The sequence below is a fragment of the Roseateles sp. GW835-FHT13E02 genome, assembly GCF_058794035.1.
Genome location: NZ_JBXAGJ010000018.1, coordinates 65,585 through 81,559 on the forward strand (window position 1 = coordinate 65,585; position 15,975 = coordinate 81,559).

Consider the following 15,975-nt stretch of genomic DNA (forward strand, 5'->3'; position numbering starts at 1 on the left):
TCACTGCCAACCCGTCACCGGCAAGCAGCCACAGGCTGCCGGCCTAGGGCGCGGAGGCTGGCGTGGGCTTGGCCGCGGCCGCGTCGACCGCCAGGCCGTAACGACCCGCCTCCTGGTCGATCTCCGGACGGTGCTCGCGTGCTGCTGCGAGTGCAGCTTGGGCGCCTGCGGCGTCGCCCAGCTTGCCCAGTGCGATGCCACGGCCGTAGTGAGGCCAGGCGAGCTTGTCGTCCAGCTTCAACGCACGATCAAAATCGGCCAGGGCCTTGTGCCACTCACCCTGCCGCAGGCGCAACCAGCCTCGGCTGTCGAAGTACTTGCCTTGCTCGGCATCCAGATCGATGGCCCGATCGCAGTCCCGCAGCGCCTGTGTCAGGTCACTGTGGAGCATCACGCGCGTCCAGCAGCGCTGGTTCAGCGCGTCGGCGGTGGCCAGGTCATGCGGGTAGGCCGCGAGCCAATGGTCCAGCTGCTTCACCACGGCGGGCAGGTGCTGCAGGCGCAGGTATATCTGCGCCATCTGCAGGCGCTGCGGGGCTTGCGCGGGCAGCAGGCGATCCAGTTCGTCCAGGTCCTGGAGCGCGGCATCCGGCTTGCTCGGCTTGGCCATCAAGGTCGCCCGCTTCATCCTCGCTTCGGCATGCGCCGGGTCTGCCGCCAGCGCTGCGTCCAGGTCTTGTTTGGCCAGCTTCCCCTGCCGCATCTGCAGGTGCAGGGTCGCACGAATCACGCGGTGTTCGGCGACTTGGGGCTCCATCTCGCAGGCGCGGTCCAGGTCGGCCAAGGCTGCTTTGTAGTCCTTGCGCGCCATCGAGGCGGCGCCGCGCCGGGCGTAGGCCGAGGCCTTGGCTTCGGGGCCGAGTTCGGGCAGGCCGCTGGACTTGGCTTCGTCGCTGTCGTCCTTGGGCTCGGGCTTGCTCAGCGCGAACACCTGGCCTCCGTTGTAGGTGAAGTACATGCGGCGCTGCTTCTTGGACACATAGATGCGGTGCGAGAGGAAAAAGTCGACGCCCAGCAGCATGTCGATCTCGCGCAGCTCGAAGTCAGCCACGCTCAGGCGCACGTTGTGCACCACTTCGCCCCCCAGCTCGAAGCGATCGATCGCGCCGCTCCAGCCGGCCACCGTGCCTTGGCCCACACCGCCCACCCGGCCGGTTGGCTTCAGATCCGTGACGCCGACACTCTTGGCCGCCTTGAGCGACATCACCGTGCGGGCGCCGGTGTCGAACAACACACGCAGGCGTTTGCCATTGACCAGGGCGATGGTTTCGATGGCGGGGGTCTTGATCTTGCGGTCGGGGCGCAGCAGCTCGATCTCTGAAACCGGCGTGTCGCCGGCCCAGTAGGCCATGCCATGCTTGTCGCAATCTTCGTTGGGGAACATCAGGCGGACCAGACCATGCGCCAGGTCGTACTCGGTGTCGGCCACCGACAGGATGTTGCGGCCCAAAAGGCCCATGGTGCCGTTGCGGTCGTCGTTGCCGCCGATCACAAAATCGACGTTGGGCAACTCGCCGCCAAGCAAATTGATGTGTTCTGCGGTGGCAAGGCCCGCGTGTTCGTCTCGCCCGGTCACGCCTGTGATTTCCATGCCCCAGGGAAGGGCACGCACCTTAATCTTCAGCTGCTGGGCTGCGGCATGGGTGAGGGTGCTGAAGAACGCGCCGCTGTCGACGATCAGGGGAATGTCCTGCCCGTTGATGCCCAGCGTGGCCACCGCCCGAGAGCCCTTCATCGTGACTGGCAACTCCAGGCTCTGAACCTTGCAGGCGGCCCAGCCGGGCTGAGCGCAGGCCACCCAGAGGCCCAAAGCACTGATCACTGCGAGCGCTTGATGAGCCCAGCGCTTTGCTGCACGCGTGCCCGTGCTTTTTCTTGTCATCTCCTTGGCCTCCCTGCCTGCCTGCCTGATTGGTTTGGGTTTGCGCGTGCATTCGTGCTTGCGCGGGCTGCACTGCCTGCTCTTGCAGGTCTTGGGCTGCCGTTGAGTTTGGACTTTAGGTCAGTTCAGCAGCTGCTCCAGCGTGCGGCGGTAGATGTTTTTCAAAGGTTCAAGGTTGTCGACCGGCAGGTACTCGTCCACCTTGTGAATGCTGGCGTTGATGGGGCCGAACTCGATCACTTGCGGGCAGATCTTGGCGATGAATCGGCCGTCCGAGGTGCCGCCGGTGGTGGAGAGCTGGGTCGGGCGGCCGGTCTCGGCCTCGATGGCGGCGCAGACGGCGCCGCTCAGCGCGCCCACGGGGGTCAGGAAGGGCTCGCCGCCCAGGGTCCAGTCGAGCGCGTATTCCAGCCCGTGGCGGGCCAGCAGCGATTGCACGCGGGACTTGAGGCCTTCCGGGGTCGACTCGGTCGAGAAGCGGAAGTTGAAATCCACCACCATCTCGCCGGGGATTACGTTGGTGGCGCCGGTGCCGGCGTGGATGTTGGAGATCTGGAAGGTGGTGGCCGGGAAGTAGTCGTTGCCCTCGTCCCAGCGGGCGGCCGCCAGCTCGGCAATGGCGGCGGCGGCCTGATGCACCGGGTTGCGGGCCAGCTGGGGGTAGGCCACATGGCCTTGCACGCCCTTGACCTTGAGCTTGCCCGAGAGCGTGCCGCGGCGGCCGTTCTTGATCATGTCGCCGACCTGCTCCACCGAAGTCGGCTCTCCGACGATGCAGAAGTCCAGGCGCTGACCCTGGGCCTTGAGACGTTCGCAGCAGACCTTGGTGCCGTCGACCGAGGGGCCTTCCTCGTCGCTGGTCAGCAAAAAGGCCAGGCTGCCGCGGTGCGCGGGATGGGCGCGCACAAACTCCTCGGCGGCCACCACCATGGCGGCCAGCGAGCCCTTCATATCGGCCACGCCACGGCCGTAGATGCGGCCCTCGCGGTAGCTGGGCACAAAGGGGTCGGAAGCCCAGGCGTCCAGCCGCCCCGGCGGCACCACATCGGTGTGGCCGGCAAACATCAGCACCGGGCCGGCTGCCTCGCTGCCGCGCTTGATCGCCCACAGGTTGCTGACACGGAAGTTGTCGGGCCCGCTGTCCATGCGCTGCAGCTCGAAGCCCAGGGCAGACAGGCGCGCGCCAATCAGCTCCAGGCAACCGGCGTCATCGGGCGTGACGGAGGGGCGGGCGACCAGCGCTTCCAGCAGGGCGAGGGTGTCGGACATGAAGGCGAGGGCAAAAGAAAGGAGAGGGGAAAAAGACGCGCTGAAGCCTGAGTAGGCGCTGCGCCGCACAGCGCAGCACGGACTTCAGTCGCCGCGCACGTCCAACGTGATCTCGGTGAAGCTGGCTTCGTCGCCGGCCGCTTCTTCCTTGGCCGGCGCTTGCTTGAGGGCGCCAGGGCTGTCGTTTTGCAAGCGCCAGAGCAGGTTGGTCGGCGAGTCGGCAAAGGCCAGGCCTTCGTCGCGGGTGATGGTGCCGTCCTTGATGAGCTGGGCGAAATGCTCTTCGTAGCTTTGCGAGCCTTCGGCGATGGATTTCTCCATCGCGTCCTTGACCCCGCCGAAGTCACCTTTCTCGATGAACTCGGCGATCAGCTTGGTGTTGAGCATGATCTCGATCACCGGGATGCGGCCGCCGGCCGTGGCGCGCACCAGGCGCTGCGAGATGATGGATTTCAGGCCTGCGGCCAGGTCGTTCAGCAGTGCCGGGCGCGACTCGGGCGTGTAGAAGGACAGGATGCGGTTCAGCGCGTGATACGTGTTATTGCCGTGCAGCGTGGCCAGAACCAGGTGGCCGGACAGGGCGTAGGAGATCGCCGCCGTCATGGTCTCGCGGTCGCGGATTTCACCGATCAGGATGCAGTCCGGCGACTGGCGCAGTGCGTTCTTCAAGGCAATCTGCAGCGAGGCCGTGTCGCGGCCCACTTCGCGCTGGTTGACCACCGAGCGCTTGTTGCTGAAAAGGTACTCCAGCGGGTCCTCGATGGTGAGGATGTGGCCGGCCATGGTCTGGTTGCGCAGCTCCAGCATGGAGGCCAGCGTGGTGCTCTTGCCCGTGCCGGTAGCGCCCACCATCAGGATCAGGCCACGCTTTTCCTGCACCAGCTTGCCCAGGATGGGCGGCAGGTTCAGCTCTTCCAGCGAGGGGATGACGTGCGGGATGTGGCGGAACACCGCGGCGATGGTGCCGCGCTGGCGGAAGCCCGAGAGGCGGAAGCTGCCCACGCCGGGGATGGCCACCGCCATGTTCAGCTCGCCGTTCTGGTCCAGCTCGGCCATCTGGGCCGGGTCCACCACCTCGGCGATCAGCTGACGCGGCTGCATGGGCCCCAGCAACTGATCCGACAGCTGCACGATCTGCCCGTTCAGGCGGATCAGCACCGGCATCTTGGCCGAAAGGTAAGCGTCGGAGGCACCCTTCTCGGCCATCAGCCGCAGGATGCGTTCCATATTTCCACTCATCCGCTGTCTCCCCGTTCTTGGTCTTCAAGCCGCTGGATGCGCCCCGGTCTCGGCCGGGGCGGTGCTTTTGTGCCCGGTTCAGGCGCGCAGCAGGTCGTTGATGCTGGTCTTGGCGCGGGTGCCGGCGTCGACCTTCTTGACGATGATGGCGGCGTACAGGCTGTACTTGCCCTCGTTCTTGGGCAGGCTGCCGCTGATCACCACCGAGCCAGCCGGCACGCGGCCGTAGCTGACGGTGTCGGTCTCGCGGTCATAGATCGGCGTGCTCTGACCGATGTAGACGCCCATGGAGATGACCGAGTTTTCTTCCACGATCACGCCTTCCACCACTTCCGAGCGGGCGCCGATGAAGCAGTTGTCTTCGATGATGGTGGGGTTGGCCTGCAGGGGCTCGAGCACGCCGCCGATGCCGACGCCGCCGCTCAGGTGCACGTTCTTGCCGATCTGGGCGCAGCTGCCGACGGTGGCCCAGGTGTCGACCATGGTGCCTTCATCGACGTAGGCGCCGATGTTGACGTAGCTGGGCATCAGGATCACGTTCTTGGCCAGGAAGCTGCCACGGCGGGCCACGGCCGGCGGCACCACGCGCACGCCGGTGGCGCGGATGGCTTCCTCGCTCAGGCCGCCGAACTTGGTCGGCACCTTGTCGAAGAAAGTCATGTCGCCGGCGCCCATCAAGCGGTTGTCGTTCAGGCGGAAGGACAGCAGCACGGCCTTCTTGACCCACTGGTGCACCGTCCACTGGCCCACGGCTTGGCGATCGGCCACACGCAGGCGGCCGGCGTCCAGATCGGCCAGCACATGCTCCACGGCCTCGCGCACTTCGGGGGCATTGGCGGCCGTGATGTTGGCGCGGTTGTCCCAGGCCAGTTCGATGGTCGATTGCAGATGGGCTTGTGTCATGAGTGAAAGCTCGCGGCAGCGGGTGCCAGTCAGGAGGAAAGGGAAGAAGAGGAGGAAAAGGATTCGATGTAGGCGACGATGCGCTGGGCCGCTTCAAGGCATTCCGCGCTTTCGGCCACCAGGGCCAGCCGGATGCGGCCAGCGCCGGGGTTGACGCCGTGGGCCTCGCGCGCCAGCAGGCTGCCGGGCAGCACGGCGACATTGTATTGAGCCAGCAAGCCTTGAGCGAAGGCGATGTCATCGCCGCCGTGTATGTGGCGCGGCACGCCGCACCAGAGGTAGAAGCCGGCGTCCGGCAGGGCCACGTCCATGTGGGCAGCCAGCAGCGGTGTGACGGCGGCGAACTTGGCGCGGTACTGCGCACGGTTCTCCACCACATGGACTTCGTCGTTCCAGGCGGCCACGCTGGCGGCTTGCACGATGGGGCTCATGGCGCTGCCGTGGTAGGTGCGGTAGAGCAGGAACTTCTTCAGCAGCGCCGCGTCGCCGGCGACAAAGCCTGAGCGCATGCCCGGCACGTTGCTGCGTTTGGACAGGCTGGTGAAGGCGATCAGGTTCTTGAAATCCGCGCGGCCCAGGCGGGCGGCGGCCTCCAGGCCGCCCAGCGGCGCTTCCTCGCGGAAGTAGATCTCCGAGTAGCACTCGTCCGAGGCGATCACAAAGCCATGGCGATCACTGAGCTCGAAGAGCATGCGCCATTCGTCCAGCGGCATGACCGCGCCGGTCGGGTTGCCGGGCGAGCAGACGTAGAGCAGCTGGGTGCGGGCCCAGGTGGCCTCGTCGATCTGTGACCAGTCGGCGGCGAAGTTCTTGGCCGGGTCGCTGTTGGCAAAGGCCGTCTGCGCGCCGGCCAGCAGGGCGGCGCCTTCGTAGATTTGGTAGAAGGGATTCGGGCAGACCACGGTGGCGCCGGCGCGGCTGGGGTCGATCACGGTTTGCGCCAGGGCGAACAGGGCTTCGCGCGAGCCATTGACCGGCAGCACCTGGGTGGCCGGGTTGAGGTTGAGGCCGTAGCGGCGCTGCAGCCAGGCACAGATGGCTTCGCGCAGCGCCGGCTCGCCGGCAGTGGCAGGGTAGCCCGACAAGCCTTTGAGGCTGGCCATCAGGGCGTCTTCGATCAGCTTCGGTGCCGGATGCTTGGGCTCGCCGATGCCCAGGCTGATGGGCCGGTAGGCGGGGTTGGGGGTGATGCCCGCGTTCAGGGCGCGCAGGCGCTCGAACGGATAGGGGTGCAGCTTGTCCAGCAGCGGGTTGTGGGGCACGGAAGAGGCGGCAGCAGCGTTCATGACAGCGGGTGAGGGAATCGCCGGCATCATAGCCAGCCCAGGCACCCCGGCTGGCTACAGCGACAGGCAAGCCTGCCTTCGTGGTGGGTGGCGCCGTAGGCCACAGTGATCTCCTCGCCCACGGCAATCTCCTGCAGGGCGAAGAACTCGATGGCGCCGTCTTCCACGGCGATGCGGGCATTGGGCCGGCAGCTGTGGTTGGTGAAGCGCATGGGGTCGCTGGAGCGGGTGGCGTCCACCGCCCGGCTGCTGGACAGCTCGACCAGCATGATGCGCTGGCGGCCTTGGGCGCGCCGCCGGGCCTCGGCCACGCTGATGGCCTCGCCGGTGAGCGCGCCGATCTTGGCGCCCGCGGGCACAGGCTCGGCCGCAAACACGCCGAAGCCATCGATGCGGCTGCGCCGCACCGTGACTTCGATCAGCTGGTAGGCCGGATGCGAGGCGAGGGCCAAGGCGGCGAGATGCTCAAGCAGGCAGGATCAGGAAGCGCGCTTGATTCAGCGCAGCAGGCCAGACTCGAAGCCGTGGGCCGGCAGGTCCACGCGCGGCTGCTGCTTCCAGCCTTTCTTGCGGTGCTCGACCACCACATTGGTGTAGATGCCGCCGCGCACATACCACTTGGCGGTGATGCGGATGAAGCGCGGGTCGGTGACCTTGACGATGTCTTCCAGGATGGTGTTGGTCACCTTCTCGTGGAAGGCGCCCTCGTCGCGGTAACTCCAGAAGTACATCTTCAGGCTCTTCAGCTCGACGCAGTACTGGTCCGCAATCATGTCGATGGTGAAGTGCGCGAAGTCGGGCTGGCCGGTCAGCGGGCAGTGGCAGGTGAACTCGGGCACCTGGAACTGGATCACGTAGTCGCGCTCGGGAGCCGGGTTGGGGAAGACGTGCAGCTCTTTGCTCGGGGCCGAGGGCGGATTGGGCGGCATCTCGCGCATCTTGGGCGCGGGCTTGGCCGGGGGGGCCTTGGAGGCTGGCTTGCTGGCGGCCTTGATCGGAGCCTTGTAAGCCTCGGCGGGCAGCACCGCAGGCGCGGCGGCCTTGCGTCGGGGGGCGGCGGCTTTGGCGGCGGTCGTAGCGGAGGGGGTCTTGGACGAAGTGAAGGGCGAGGACTTGGCCATGGCGTCAATGCAGGGCGGCCACCGCGTCGAAACAACGCGACGGCGTGCCAAAAGATGGGGAAGGGCGGATGGTATCATCCAGGCCCGCTCAAGCCCCAGGTTTAAGGGCTTTTGTTCAAATAAATCAACAGCTTAGGAGGCTCGTCGGGAGCCGCTGCCGGTGCAAATCGAGCGGCCGCGCCCGGCGGGTAAGAATGGTCTTGCGCCCATGCGTCTGAACTCGATCAAGCTCTCGGGCTTCAAGTCCTTCGCCGATCCCACGGTGTTCCAGCTGCCCGGGCAGCTGGTCGGCGTGGTCGGGCCCAATGGCTGCGGCAAGTCCAATATCATGGACGCGGTGCGCTGGGTGCTGGGCGAGAGCAAGGCCAGCGAGCTGCGGGGCGAGTCCATGCAGGACGTGATCTTCAACGGCTCGGGCAACCGCAAGCCGGCCAGCCGCTCCAGCGTGGAGCTGGTGTTCGCCAACGAAGACGGCCGCGCCGGCGGCCAGTGGAACCAGTTCTCGGAAATCGCCGTCAAGCGCGTGCTGACCCGCGACGGCACCTCCAGCTACTTCATCAACAACCAGCCGGTGCGCCGCCGTGATGTGCAGGACGTGTTCCTAGGCACCGGCCTGGGTCCGCGCGCCTACGCCATCATCGGCCAGGGCACCATCAGCCGCATCATCGAATCCAAGCCGGAAGAGATGCGCATGTTCCTGGAGGAGGCGGCCGGCGTCTCCAAGTACAAGGAACGCCGCCGAGAGACCGAGAACCGGCTCAAGGACACGCGCGAAAACCTGACCCGCGTCGACGACATCCTGCGCGAGCTCAACAACAACCTCGAAAAGCTGGAAAAGCAGGCCGAGGTGGCGGCCAGCTACCGCGCCTTGCAGGACGCTGGCACGCTCAAGCTGCACCAGCTCTGGTTCCTCAAGCACCGCGACGCCACCTCCGAGCAAGGCCGGGTCAAGGCCGAGCATCTGGAGGCCGTCAATGCGCTGGAATCGCGCATGGCCGAGCTGCGCCAGGTCGAGGCGGAGCTGGAGACCGTGCGCCAGGCCCATTACGCTGCAGGTGACGAGCTGCACGCTTCACAAGGCCGTTATGCCGAAGCGCAGCTGGAAGTCAGCCGCCTGGAGGAGCGCATCCGCTATGTGGTCGAAGGCCGCCAGCGGGTGGAATCGCGCCTGATCGAGCTGCAGGCCCAGAACACCCAGTGGCAGGAGCGATCCGTCCAGGCCCAGGAGGAGCTGGAAGCCATCGCCGAGCAGATCGCCACGGCCGAGGAGCAGAGCGAGATCCTGGCCGCCCAGGCTGAGGAGCAAGCCGCCAACCTGCCCAATGGCGAAGACGCGGTGCGCGCCGCCCAGGGCCGGGCCAATGAGCAGCGCGCCCTGGTCGTGCAGGTGCAGCAGCAGATCCAGGTGCTGGCGGCCGAGAGCCGCAGCATCGAAGAGCAGGCCCGCCAGCTGCGCACCCGGCGTGAGCGCCTGGCGGCCGAGCGTCAGGGCCTGGCCGTGCCCGATGCCGATCGCCTGGCTGAACTGAAGCGCCAGAGCGAGGCGGCTGACGAAGCCCGCGACATGGCCGACGCCCGCCTGCAAGAGCTGCAGGAGCAGGTGCCGCTGCAAGACGAGCAGCGTCGCCATGCCCAGGCCGATGCCAATGCCCAAGGCCGGCGCCAGTCCGAGCTCTCGGCTCGGCTCGATGCCTTGCGCGCCCTGCAGGAGAAGGTGCAGACCGAGGGCAAGCTCAAGCCCTGGCTGGCCAAGCATGGCCTGGATGGCCTGCAAGGCCTGTGGACCAAACTCCATATTCAAGCGGGCTGGGAAAACGCCCTGGAGGCCGCGCTGCGCGAGCGCATGAGCGCCCTGCAGGTCGGTCGCCTGGAAACGGTGCAGGCTTTTGCCGCCGATGCGCCCCCGGCCCGGCTGGCCTTTTACTCGCCGCCGGCCGCTGCCATTGCCAACACCCACGAAACCCTGGCGCGCCTCAGCGATCTGCTGCGCCTGGACGATGCCGGCCTCAAGGCCTTGCTCAACGACTGGCTGGAGGGTGTCTACACCGCGGCCAGCCTGGAAGAGGCCCTGGCCCAGCGCGCCCGCCTGACCCATGGCGAGCTGATCATGACCCCGGCCGGCCATGCGGTCAGCCAGTTTGCGGTCAGCTTCTATGCGCCTGATTCCGAGCAGGCCGGCATGCTGGCCCGTGCGCAGGAAATCGAGCAGCTGCAGCTGGAACTGCGCGCCCAGACCCTGATTGCCGAAGAGGCCAAGAGCGCCCTGGTGCGCGCCGAAGCCGCCTACACCGAAGGCTCGCAGCGCCTGGTGCTGCTGCGTCGCGAGGGCGGCGAGGCGCAGAACCGCGCCCACCAGCTCCACGTCGAGCTGCTGCGCCTGACCCAGCAAAGCGAGGCGGCCAGCGCCCGGCGCGGCCAGCTGGAAGGCGAGCTGGCCGAGATCGATGCCCAGGCCGAGGAGTTGCAGGAACGCCGTGTCACCGGCGAAGCTCGCTTCGAAGAGCTGGACATGCAGCTGGCCACCACGCAGGAGCGCCATGCCGAGCTGGACGAGGCGGTGATCCTGGCCGAACGCCGCCTGGGCGAGGCGCGCGAGCAGCTGCGGGCGCTGGAGCGCCGCGCCCAGGAATCGCAGTACAGCGCGCGCGCCCTGGCTTCGCGCCGGGCCGAGCTGCAGCGCGCCATCGAAACCGCCCAGCAACAGGTGCAGACCAACACCGCCTCGGCCGAGAGCCTGCAGCGCGAGATGGACACGCTCAACGATGCCGCCGCACAGGCCGGCCTGCAGGACGCGCTGGCGCTCAAGATGGAGCGCGAGCAGGCCCTGGCCGCCGTGCGCAGCAATTACGACGACCTGAGCCTGCGCTTGCGCAAGGCCGACGAGCAGCGCCTGACCTTCGAGCGCAGCCTGGACCCGCTGCGCGATCGCATCACCAAGCTGCAGCTGGAGGAGCAGGCAGCCCAGCTCGGCGGCGCCCAGTTCATGGAGCAACTGGTCGCCGCCGAGGTGGACCTGGAGGCCCTGGCCCAGGGCATCGAGCAAGGCCAGGTCAAGCTCTACGGCCTGCAGGGCGAGATCGACCGCATCAACCGCGAGATTGCCTCGCTCGGTGCCGTCAACCTGGCTGCGCTGGACGAGCTGACGTCCGCGCGCGAGCGCAAGACCTTCCTCGATTCGCAGTGCGCCGACCTGATGTCGGCCATGAAGACCCTGGAAGATGCCATCCACAAGATCGACCTGGAGACCCGCGATCTGCTGGGCGCCACGTTTGATCAGGTCAACCACCATTTCGGCCGCATGTTCCCGACCCTGTTCGGCGGCGGCCAGGCCAAGCTGGTGATGACGGGCGATGAAATCCTCGACGCCGGCGTGCAGGTCATGGCCCAGCCGCCGGGCAAGAAGAACAGCACCATCCACCTGCTGTCGGGCGGTGAAAAGGCGCTGACGGCGATTGCCCTGGTGTTTGCGATCTTCCAGCTCAACCCGGCACCGTTCTGCCTGCTGGACGAGGTGGATGCGCCGCTCGATGACGCCAACACCGAGCGTTATGCCAAGCTGGTGGCCGAGATGAGCAGCGGAACCCAGTTCCTCTTCATCTCGCACAACAAGATTGCAATGGAAATGGCCGAGCAACTGATCGGCGTGACCATGCAGGAACAAGGCGTGTCCCGCATCGTGGCGGTAGACATGGACAAGGCCCTGGCCATGGCCGAGGCCTGAAGAGGATGAGCAGCGAGAAGATGCAGCAGCAGAAAGCGACAACTGTGACGAAGAAATGGATGCGGGCGCAGCTTGCGGGCTGGCGCGCTGAGCGGGGAGCCTGCGCATGAGCCTGACCGAAATGCTGGCCATCCTCGGCGGCCTGGTGCTGGCCGGTGTGGTGGGCCACGGCGCCTGGAGCGCCCGCAAGGCTGGCCCGCGCCGCGCCGAGCCGCAGAAAGAGCCGGTCATGGACGGCCAGCGCCAGGAGCCTGGCCTGGACGGCGCCGCCGCCGCCGAGCCCTCGGGGGCGGGCCTGGACGAGGCCTTGCCGCCCGTCAGCCGCCCGCCGCGCAAGCCCTCGGCCCGCATCGATGCCTTGATCGACGCCATCGCCACCATCACCCTGGACGCACCCATCAGCGGCGAGATGGCCACCTCCCACCTGCCAGGCAGCCGCCGCGCGGGCACCAAGCCCTTTCACATCGAGGGCCTGAACGCCGAGAGCGGCGAGTGGGAACTGCCCCTGGCCGGCCAACGCTACGGCGAGTTCCAGGCCGGCGTGCAGATGGCCAACCGCAACGGCGCGATGAACGAGATCGAGTACTCGGAGTTCGTGCAGAAGGTTCAGGGTTTCGCCGATGGCATCGGCGCTTTTGTGCAGTTTCCCGACATGCTCGATGTGGTCAGCCGCGCGCGCGAGCTGGACCAGTTTGCCAGCGCCCACGATGCCCAGCTGGCCGTGGTGCTGCGCGCCCGCAATGCCGCCTGGACCCTCGGTTATGTGCAGCAGATGGCCTTGCGCCACGGCTTTGTGCCGGGTGCCATGCCCGGGCGCCTGGTGCTGCCGGCGGCGGAAGAGGGCGCGCCGCCCATCCTCTCGCTGAGCTTTGATTCCCAGGCCGCGCTGGCCGAAGATCCGCAGCAGTCCTCGCTGCGCGACCTGGCCCTGTCGCTCGATGTGCCGCAGACGCCGGAGGCGCTGGAACCCTTCGCCAGCTGGCAGGAGGCCGCACGCGGCCTGGCCCGCGACATCGAGGCCGATGTCTGCGACGACCGCGGCCACGTCCTCAATCTGCACGCCTTCGCCAGCATCGGCCAGGAGCTCAGCACCCTCTACCGTGCCCTGGCTTCGCGCGATCTGGCGGCTGGCACGCTGGCGGCGCGCCGTCTGTTCAGCTAGGCTTCGAACGCAACGCGGTCCAGCGCCGCCCATCGCCAACCCCGACCCAAGGATCCCAATTTGCTCAGCAACCTGCTCTTCATCGCCGTCCTGATCGCCGCCAGTGCCTTTTTCTCGGTGGCCGAAATGGCGCTCGCCGCCTCGCGGCGGATGAAGCTGCGCCAGCTGGCCGATGAGGGTGATGGACGTGCGGAGCAGGTGCTGGCGGTGCAGGAGCAGCCGGGCCACTACTTCACGGTGGTGCAGATCGGCATCAACACCGTGGCCATTCTCGGCGGCATCGTCGGCGAAGGGGCTTTGACCCCGCATTTCGCCGCCATGCTGGGTTATCTGGTGGCGCCCGAGCTGGCCCAGACCCTGGGTTTTGGCCTCTCATTCGCCTCCATCACCTCGCTCTTCATCGTGCTGGCCGATCTGGTGCCCAAGCGCCTGTCCATGAATGAGCCCGAACGCATGGCGGTTGCGGTGATCGGCCCCATGCAGTGGCTGGTGGCCTTGTTCAAGCCCCTGGCCTGGGTCTTCAGCGTGCTGACCGAAGGCCTGATCCGCGTGATGGGCCTGCCGGCCGCGCGCGACAACAGCATCACCCATGCCGACATCCTGGCCCTGGCCGAGGCCGGCAACCAGGCCGGTGTGGTGGCGGACGCCGAGCAGCAGGTGATCGAGAACGTGTTCGAGCTGGACACCCGCACGGTCGAGAGCGCCATGACCACGCGCGAGCGGGTGGTGTTCTTCTCGATCAACGACGACGACACCCTGATCCGCAACCGCATCGCCGATGATCCGCACTCGACCTATCTGGTCTGCGAGAGCGAGATCGACCAGGTGGTGGGCTATGTGGACGCCACCGATCTGTTCCAGCGCGTGCTGCGCGACGAGCCCATCGCCCTGCGCGCGGAAGGCCTGGTCAAGAAGGTGCTGATCGTGCCGGACCGCCTGACCCTGTCCGAGGTGCTGATGCAGTTCCGCGAAAAGCACGAGGACTTTGCCGTCATCGTCAACGAATACAGCCTGGTGGTGGGCGTGATCACGCTCAACGATGTGATGAGCACGGTCATGGGCAGCCTGGTCACCTCCTACGACGAGGAGCAGATCGTGCGCCGCGAGGATGGCTCCTTCCTGGCCGATGGCATCACCCCCATCACCGAGGTGCAACGTGCGCTGGAGCTGGACATCCTGCCCCATGCCGGCCAGTACGACACCTTGGCCGGTTTCCTGATGGTGATGCTGCGACGCATCCCCAAGCGCACCGACCAGGTGCTCTGGGCCGGCTGGCGCTTCGAGGTGGTCGATGTGGACAGCCACCGCGTCGACCAGGTCATGATCGCCCGCGTGCCGCCGGTGCCGGCGATCGAGAGCGGCGGCTGACTCGGCCGCTTCGATGAGGGTCGTTCAGCCCGCGGCCGGGGCTGCTTTGCGGCCCAGCTGGATCAGTCCCACCGCCAGCGCCGTGCCCAGCAGCACGATGGCGCAGCCCATGGCCATGTGCAGGGTGAAGGCCTCGGCCAGGAAGACATAGCCCCAGATCACCGCGAACACCGGGATCAGAAAGGTCACGGCGATGGTGTTGGTGGGCCCCACGCGCTGCATCAGGCGGAAGTAGAGGATGTAGGCCACGCCCGAGCACAGCACCGCCAGCATGGCCACGCTGAGCCAGGCCTGGCCGCTGGGCATGCGTTCGGGCCAGCTGAACAGGGCGGGCAGCAGCAGCATGGCTGAAGCGGTGAGCTGGCTGCCGGTGGCGACGGTCAGAGGGTTCAGGCCGTTCAAATAGCGTTTGCTGAAGTTGGCGACGATGCCGTAGCACAGGGTGGCCAGCAAGCAGGCCAGGATGGCCCAGCCGCTGCCGCCCGGCTTGAAGCTGGCTTGATCCCAGGCCAGGAACACCACGCCCGCAAAGCCCAGGGCCAGGCCGCAGAGGCGGCTGAAATCCAGGCGCTGACCCAGCCACACCCAGGCCACCATCGCCCCCCAGAGTGGCGTGGTGGCGTTGAGGATGCTGGACAGGCCAGCCGTGATCGACAGCGCCGCGTAGGCGTAAAGCGCAAAGGGCAGGGCGCCGTTCAGCAGGCCCACCACCATCAGCGGCCGCCAGTGCTGGCGCAGTTCCGCCAGGCCGACACGGAAGGTCAGCAGCGGCAGCAGAAAGAGGCTGGCGCCCAGCACCCGCATGGTGGCCATGGGTACCGGGCCGAACTCATGGGCGCCGAGCCGCATGAACAAAAACGAGGCGCCCCAGATGGCGGCCAAGAGGCTCAGTTCGATCAAATCCTTGGGCTTCATCATCTCGTGCCGGTGCTTTCCATGGCCGGCGACGGGCCAGCGAGCCGGCATGATAGGGGCTGGCCGGCGCCGGCCCACCCGTATCTTGCGTTCGGCCCGCCCCGGCTGGGCGCGCAGCGCGCCCCATTCAGAGAAACATGCCGCCCGAGGCTTCGATGCGCTGGCCGTTGATCCAGCCGCTGCCGTCGCTCAGCAGGGCGGTGATTGCGCCGCCGATATCGTCCGGCAGGCCGACCCGGCCCAGGGCCGTTTGCGCTGCGATGAAGTCATTGACATCAGCGTTGTCGCGCACCACGCCGCCGCCGAAATCGGTCTCGATGGCGCCGGGCGCCAGCACATTGACGGCGATGCCGCGCGGCCCCAGCTCCTTGGCCATGTAACGGCTCAGCACTTCCACCGCGCCCTTCATCGCGGCGTAGGCGCCATAGCCGGGCAGGGCGAAGCGGGTCAGGCCGCTGGAGATGTTGAGGATGCGGCCGCCGTCCCGGATCAGCGGCAGCAGCGTCTGGCTGAGCAGGAACACACCCTTGAAATGCACACGGAACAGCTCGTCGAACTGGTCCTCGGTGGTGTCCATCAGGCTGGCGTAGACGCCCATGCCGGCGTTGTTGATCAGGTGGTCGAAGTGCTCACGCTGCCAGGTCTGGGCCAGCGCCGTCTGCACGGCGGCGGCGAAGCTGGCAAAACTTTCGCTGCGGCCGGTGTCCAGCTGCAATGCCACAGCGCGGCGGCCCAGCGCCTCGATCTCGGCCACGGCGCGGGCCGCTTCGTCGGCCCGGCTGTGGTAGCTGAGGATGATGTCGTGGCCCTGAGCGGCCAGGTGCAGGGCGCTGCTGCGGCCCAGTCCTCGGCTGCCGCCGGTGATCAGGGTGATGGGCGGGCGGGGGGAAGGAGTGCGGGTGTGCATGGATGCGTCTCGGTGAATGGTCGAATGCCCGGTCGGGCCCTTGGTCGCTGCTGCTGGTGCTTGCTGTTGCTTGCTGGTGCTGTTGCCGCTGCGGCTTGCTGCCAGAACAGAGCGTGAGCGAAGCTTATTGAAAGCCTGGAATTCGATAAACTGCTGTTCTGAAGAATGACTGTTCGCCAAATCAAGACAATGCAAGGGGCCC

The 15,975-nt window shown here is 67.0% G+C and carries 12 protein-coding genes; 3 read left to right on the forward strand and 9 right to left on the reverse strand.

What is annotated here, in order from left to right; translation table 11 throughout:
• Positions 1-43: 43 nt before the first annotated feature.
• The 7 genes from AC1Q6P_RS17415 to queF all read right to left on the reverse strand — a co-directional run bounded on the left by AC1Q6P_RS17415 (position 44) and on the right by queF (position 7,508).
• Positions 44-1,735 (reverse strand): aspartyl protease family protein, encoded by a 1,692-nt coding sequence (locus tag AC1Q6P_RS17415; RefSeq protein ID WP_492665262.1) that lies wholly within the window; start codon positions 1,733-1,735, stop codon positions 44-46.
• 267 nt (positions 1,736-2,002) lie between these two features.
• Entirely contained in the window at positions 2,003-3,151 is a 1,149-nt protein-coding gene (dapE, locus tag AC1Q6P_RS17420) for a succinyl-diaminopimelate desuccinylase (protein ID WP_492665261.1), read from the reverse strand.
• Between the two features lie 84 nt (positions 3,152-3,235).
• Positions 3,236-4,390: a PilT/PilU family type 4a pilus ATPase gene (locus AC1Q6P_RS17425; protein WP_102766877.1), complete on the reverse strand. Its 1,155-nt coding sequence runs from the start codon at positions 4,388-4,390 to the stop codon at positions 3,236-3,238.
• 78 nt (positions 4,391-4,468) lie between these two features.
• On the reverse strand, positions 4,469-5,293 hold the full coding sequence (gene dapD, locus AC1Q6P_RS17430) for a 2,3,4,5-tetrahydropyridine-2,6-dicarboxylate N-succinyltransferase (protein ID WP_492665260.1): 825 nt from the start codon (positions 5,291-5,293) through the stop codon (positions 4,469-4,471).
• A 29-nt stretch (positions 5,294-5,322) separates the two neighbouring features.
• A complete protein-coding gene (dapC, locus tag AC1Q6P_RS17435; RefSeq protein ID WP_492665259.1) occupies positions 5,323-6,579 on the reverse strand; it encodes a succinyldiaminopimelate transaminase in 1,257 nt (418 codons plus the stop codon).
• Between the two features lie 26 nt (positions 6,580-6,605).
• Entirely contained in the window at positions 6,606-7,031 is a 426-nt protein-coding gene (locus AC1Q6P_RS17440; RefSeq protein ID WP_171828761.1) for an SET domain-containing protein, read from the reverse strand.
• A gap of 45 nt (positions 7,032-7,076) precedes the next feature.
• A complete protein-coding gene (queF, locus tag AC1Q6P_RS17445; RefSeq protein ID WP_102769474.1) occupies positions 7,077-7,508 on the reverse strand; it encodes a preQ(1) synthase in 432 nt (143 codons plus the stop codon).
• Positions 7,509-7,908: 400 nt separating this feature from the next.
• On the opposite strand from queF, the gene smc reads away from it, so the two are divergent.
• The 3 genes from smc (at position 7,909) to paeA (ending at position 13,951) form a co-directional block, all read left to right on the forward strand.
• Positions 7,909-11,421: a chromosome segregation protein SMC gene (smc, locus tag AC1Q6P_RS17450; RefSeq protein ID WP_492665258.1), complete on the forward strand. Its 3,513-nt coding sequence runs from the start codon at positions 7,909-7,911 to the stop codon at positions 11,419-11,421.
• Positions 11,422-11,527: 106 nt separating this feature from the next.
• On the forward strand, positions 11,528-12,583 hold the full coding sequence (locus AC1Q6P_RS17455; RefSeq protein WP_492665257.1) for a cell division protein FtsZ: 1,056 nt from the start codon (positions 11,528-11,530) through the stop codon (positions 12,581-12,583).
• Positions 12,584-12,643: 60 nt separating this feature from the next.
• The gene (gene paeA, locus AC1Q6P_RS17460) at positions 12,644-13,951 is read left to right on the forward strand and encodes a polyamine export protein PaeA (protein WP_223696891.1); all 1,308 of its coding nucleotides are present in this window, start codon (positions 12,644-12,646) and stop codon (positions 13,949-13,951) included.
• A gap of 24 nt (positions 13,952-13,975) precedes the next feature.
• Here paeA and AC1Q6P_RS17465 read toward each other — a convergent pair whose 3' ends face one another.
• Entirely contained in the window at positions 13,976-14,869 is an 894-nt protein-coding gene (locus AC1Q6P_RS17465; protein ID WP_492665256.1) for a DMT family transporter, read from the reverse strand.
• 124 nt (positions 14,870-14,993) lie between these two features.
• On the reverse strand, positions 14,994-15,773 hold the full coding sequence (locus AC1Q6P_RS17470) for an SDR family NAD(P)-dependent oxidoreductase (protein ID WP_492665255.1): 780 nt from the start codon (positions 15,771-15,773) through the stop codon (positions 14,994-14,996).
• Positions 15,774-15,975 lie beyond the last annotated feature (202 nt).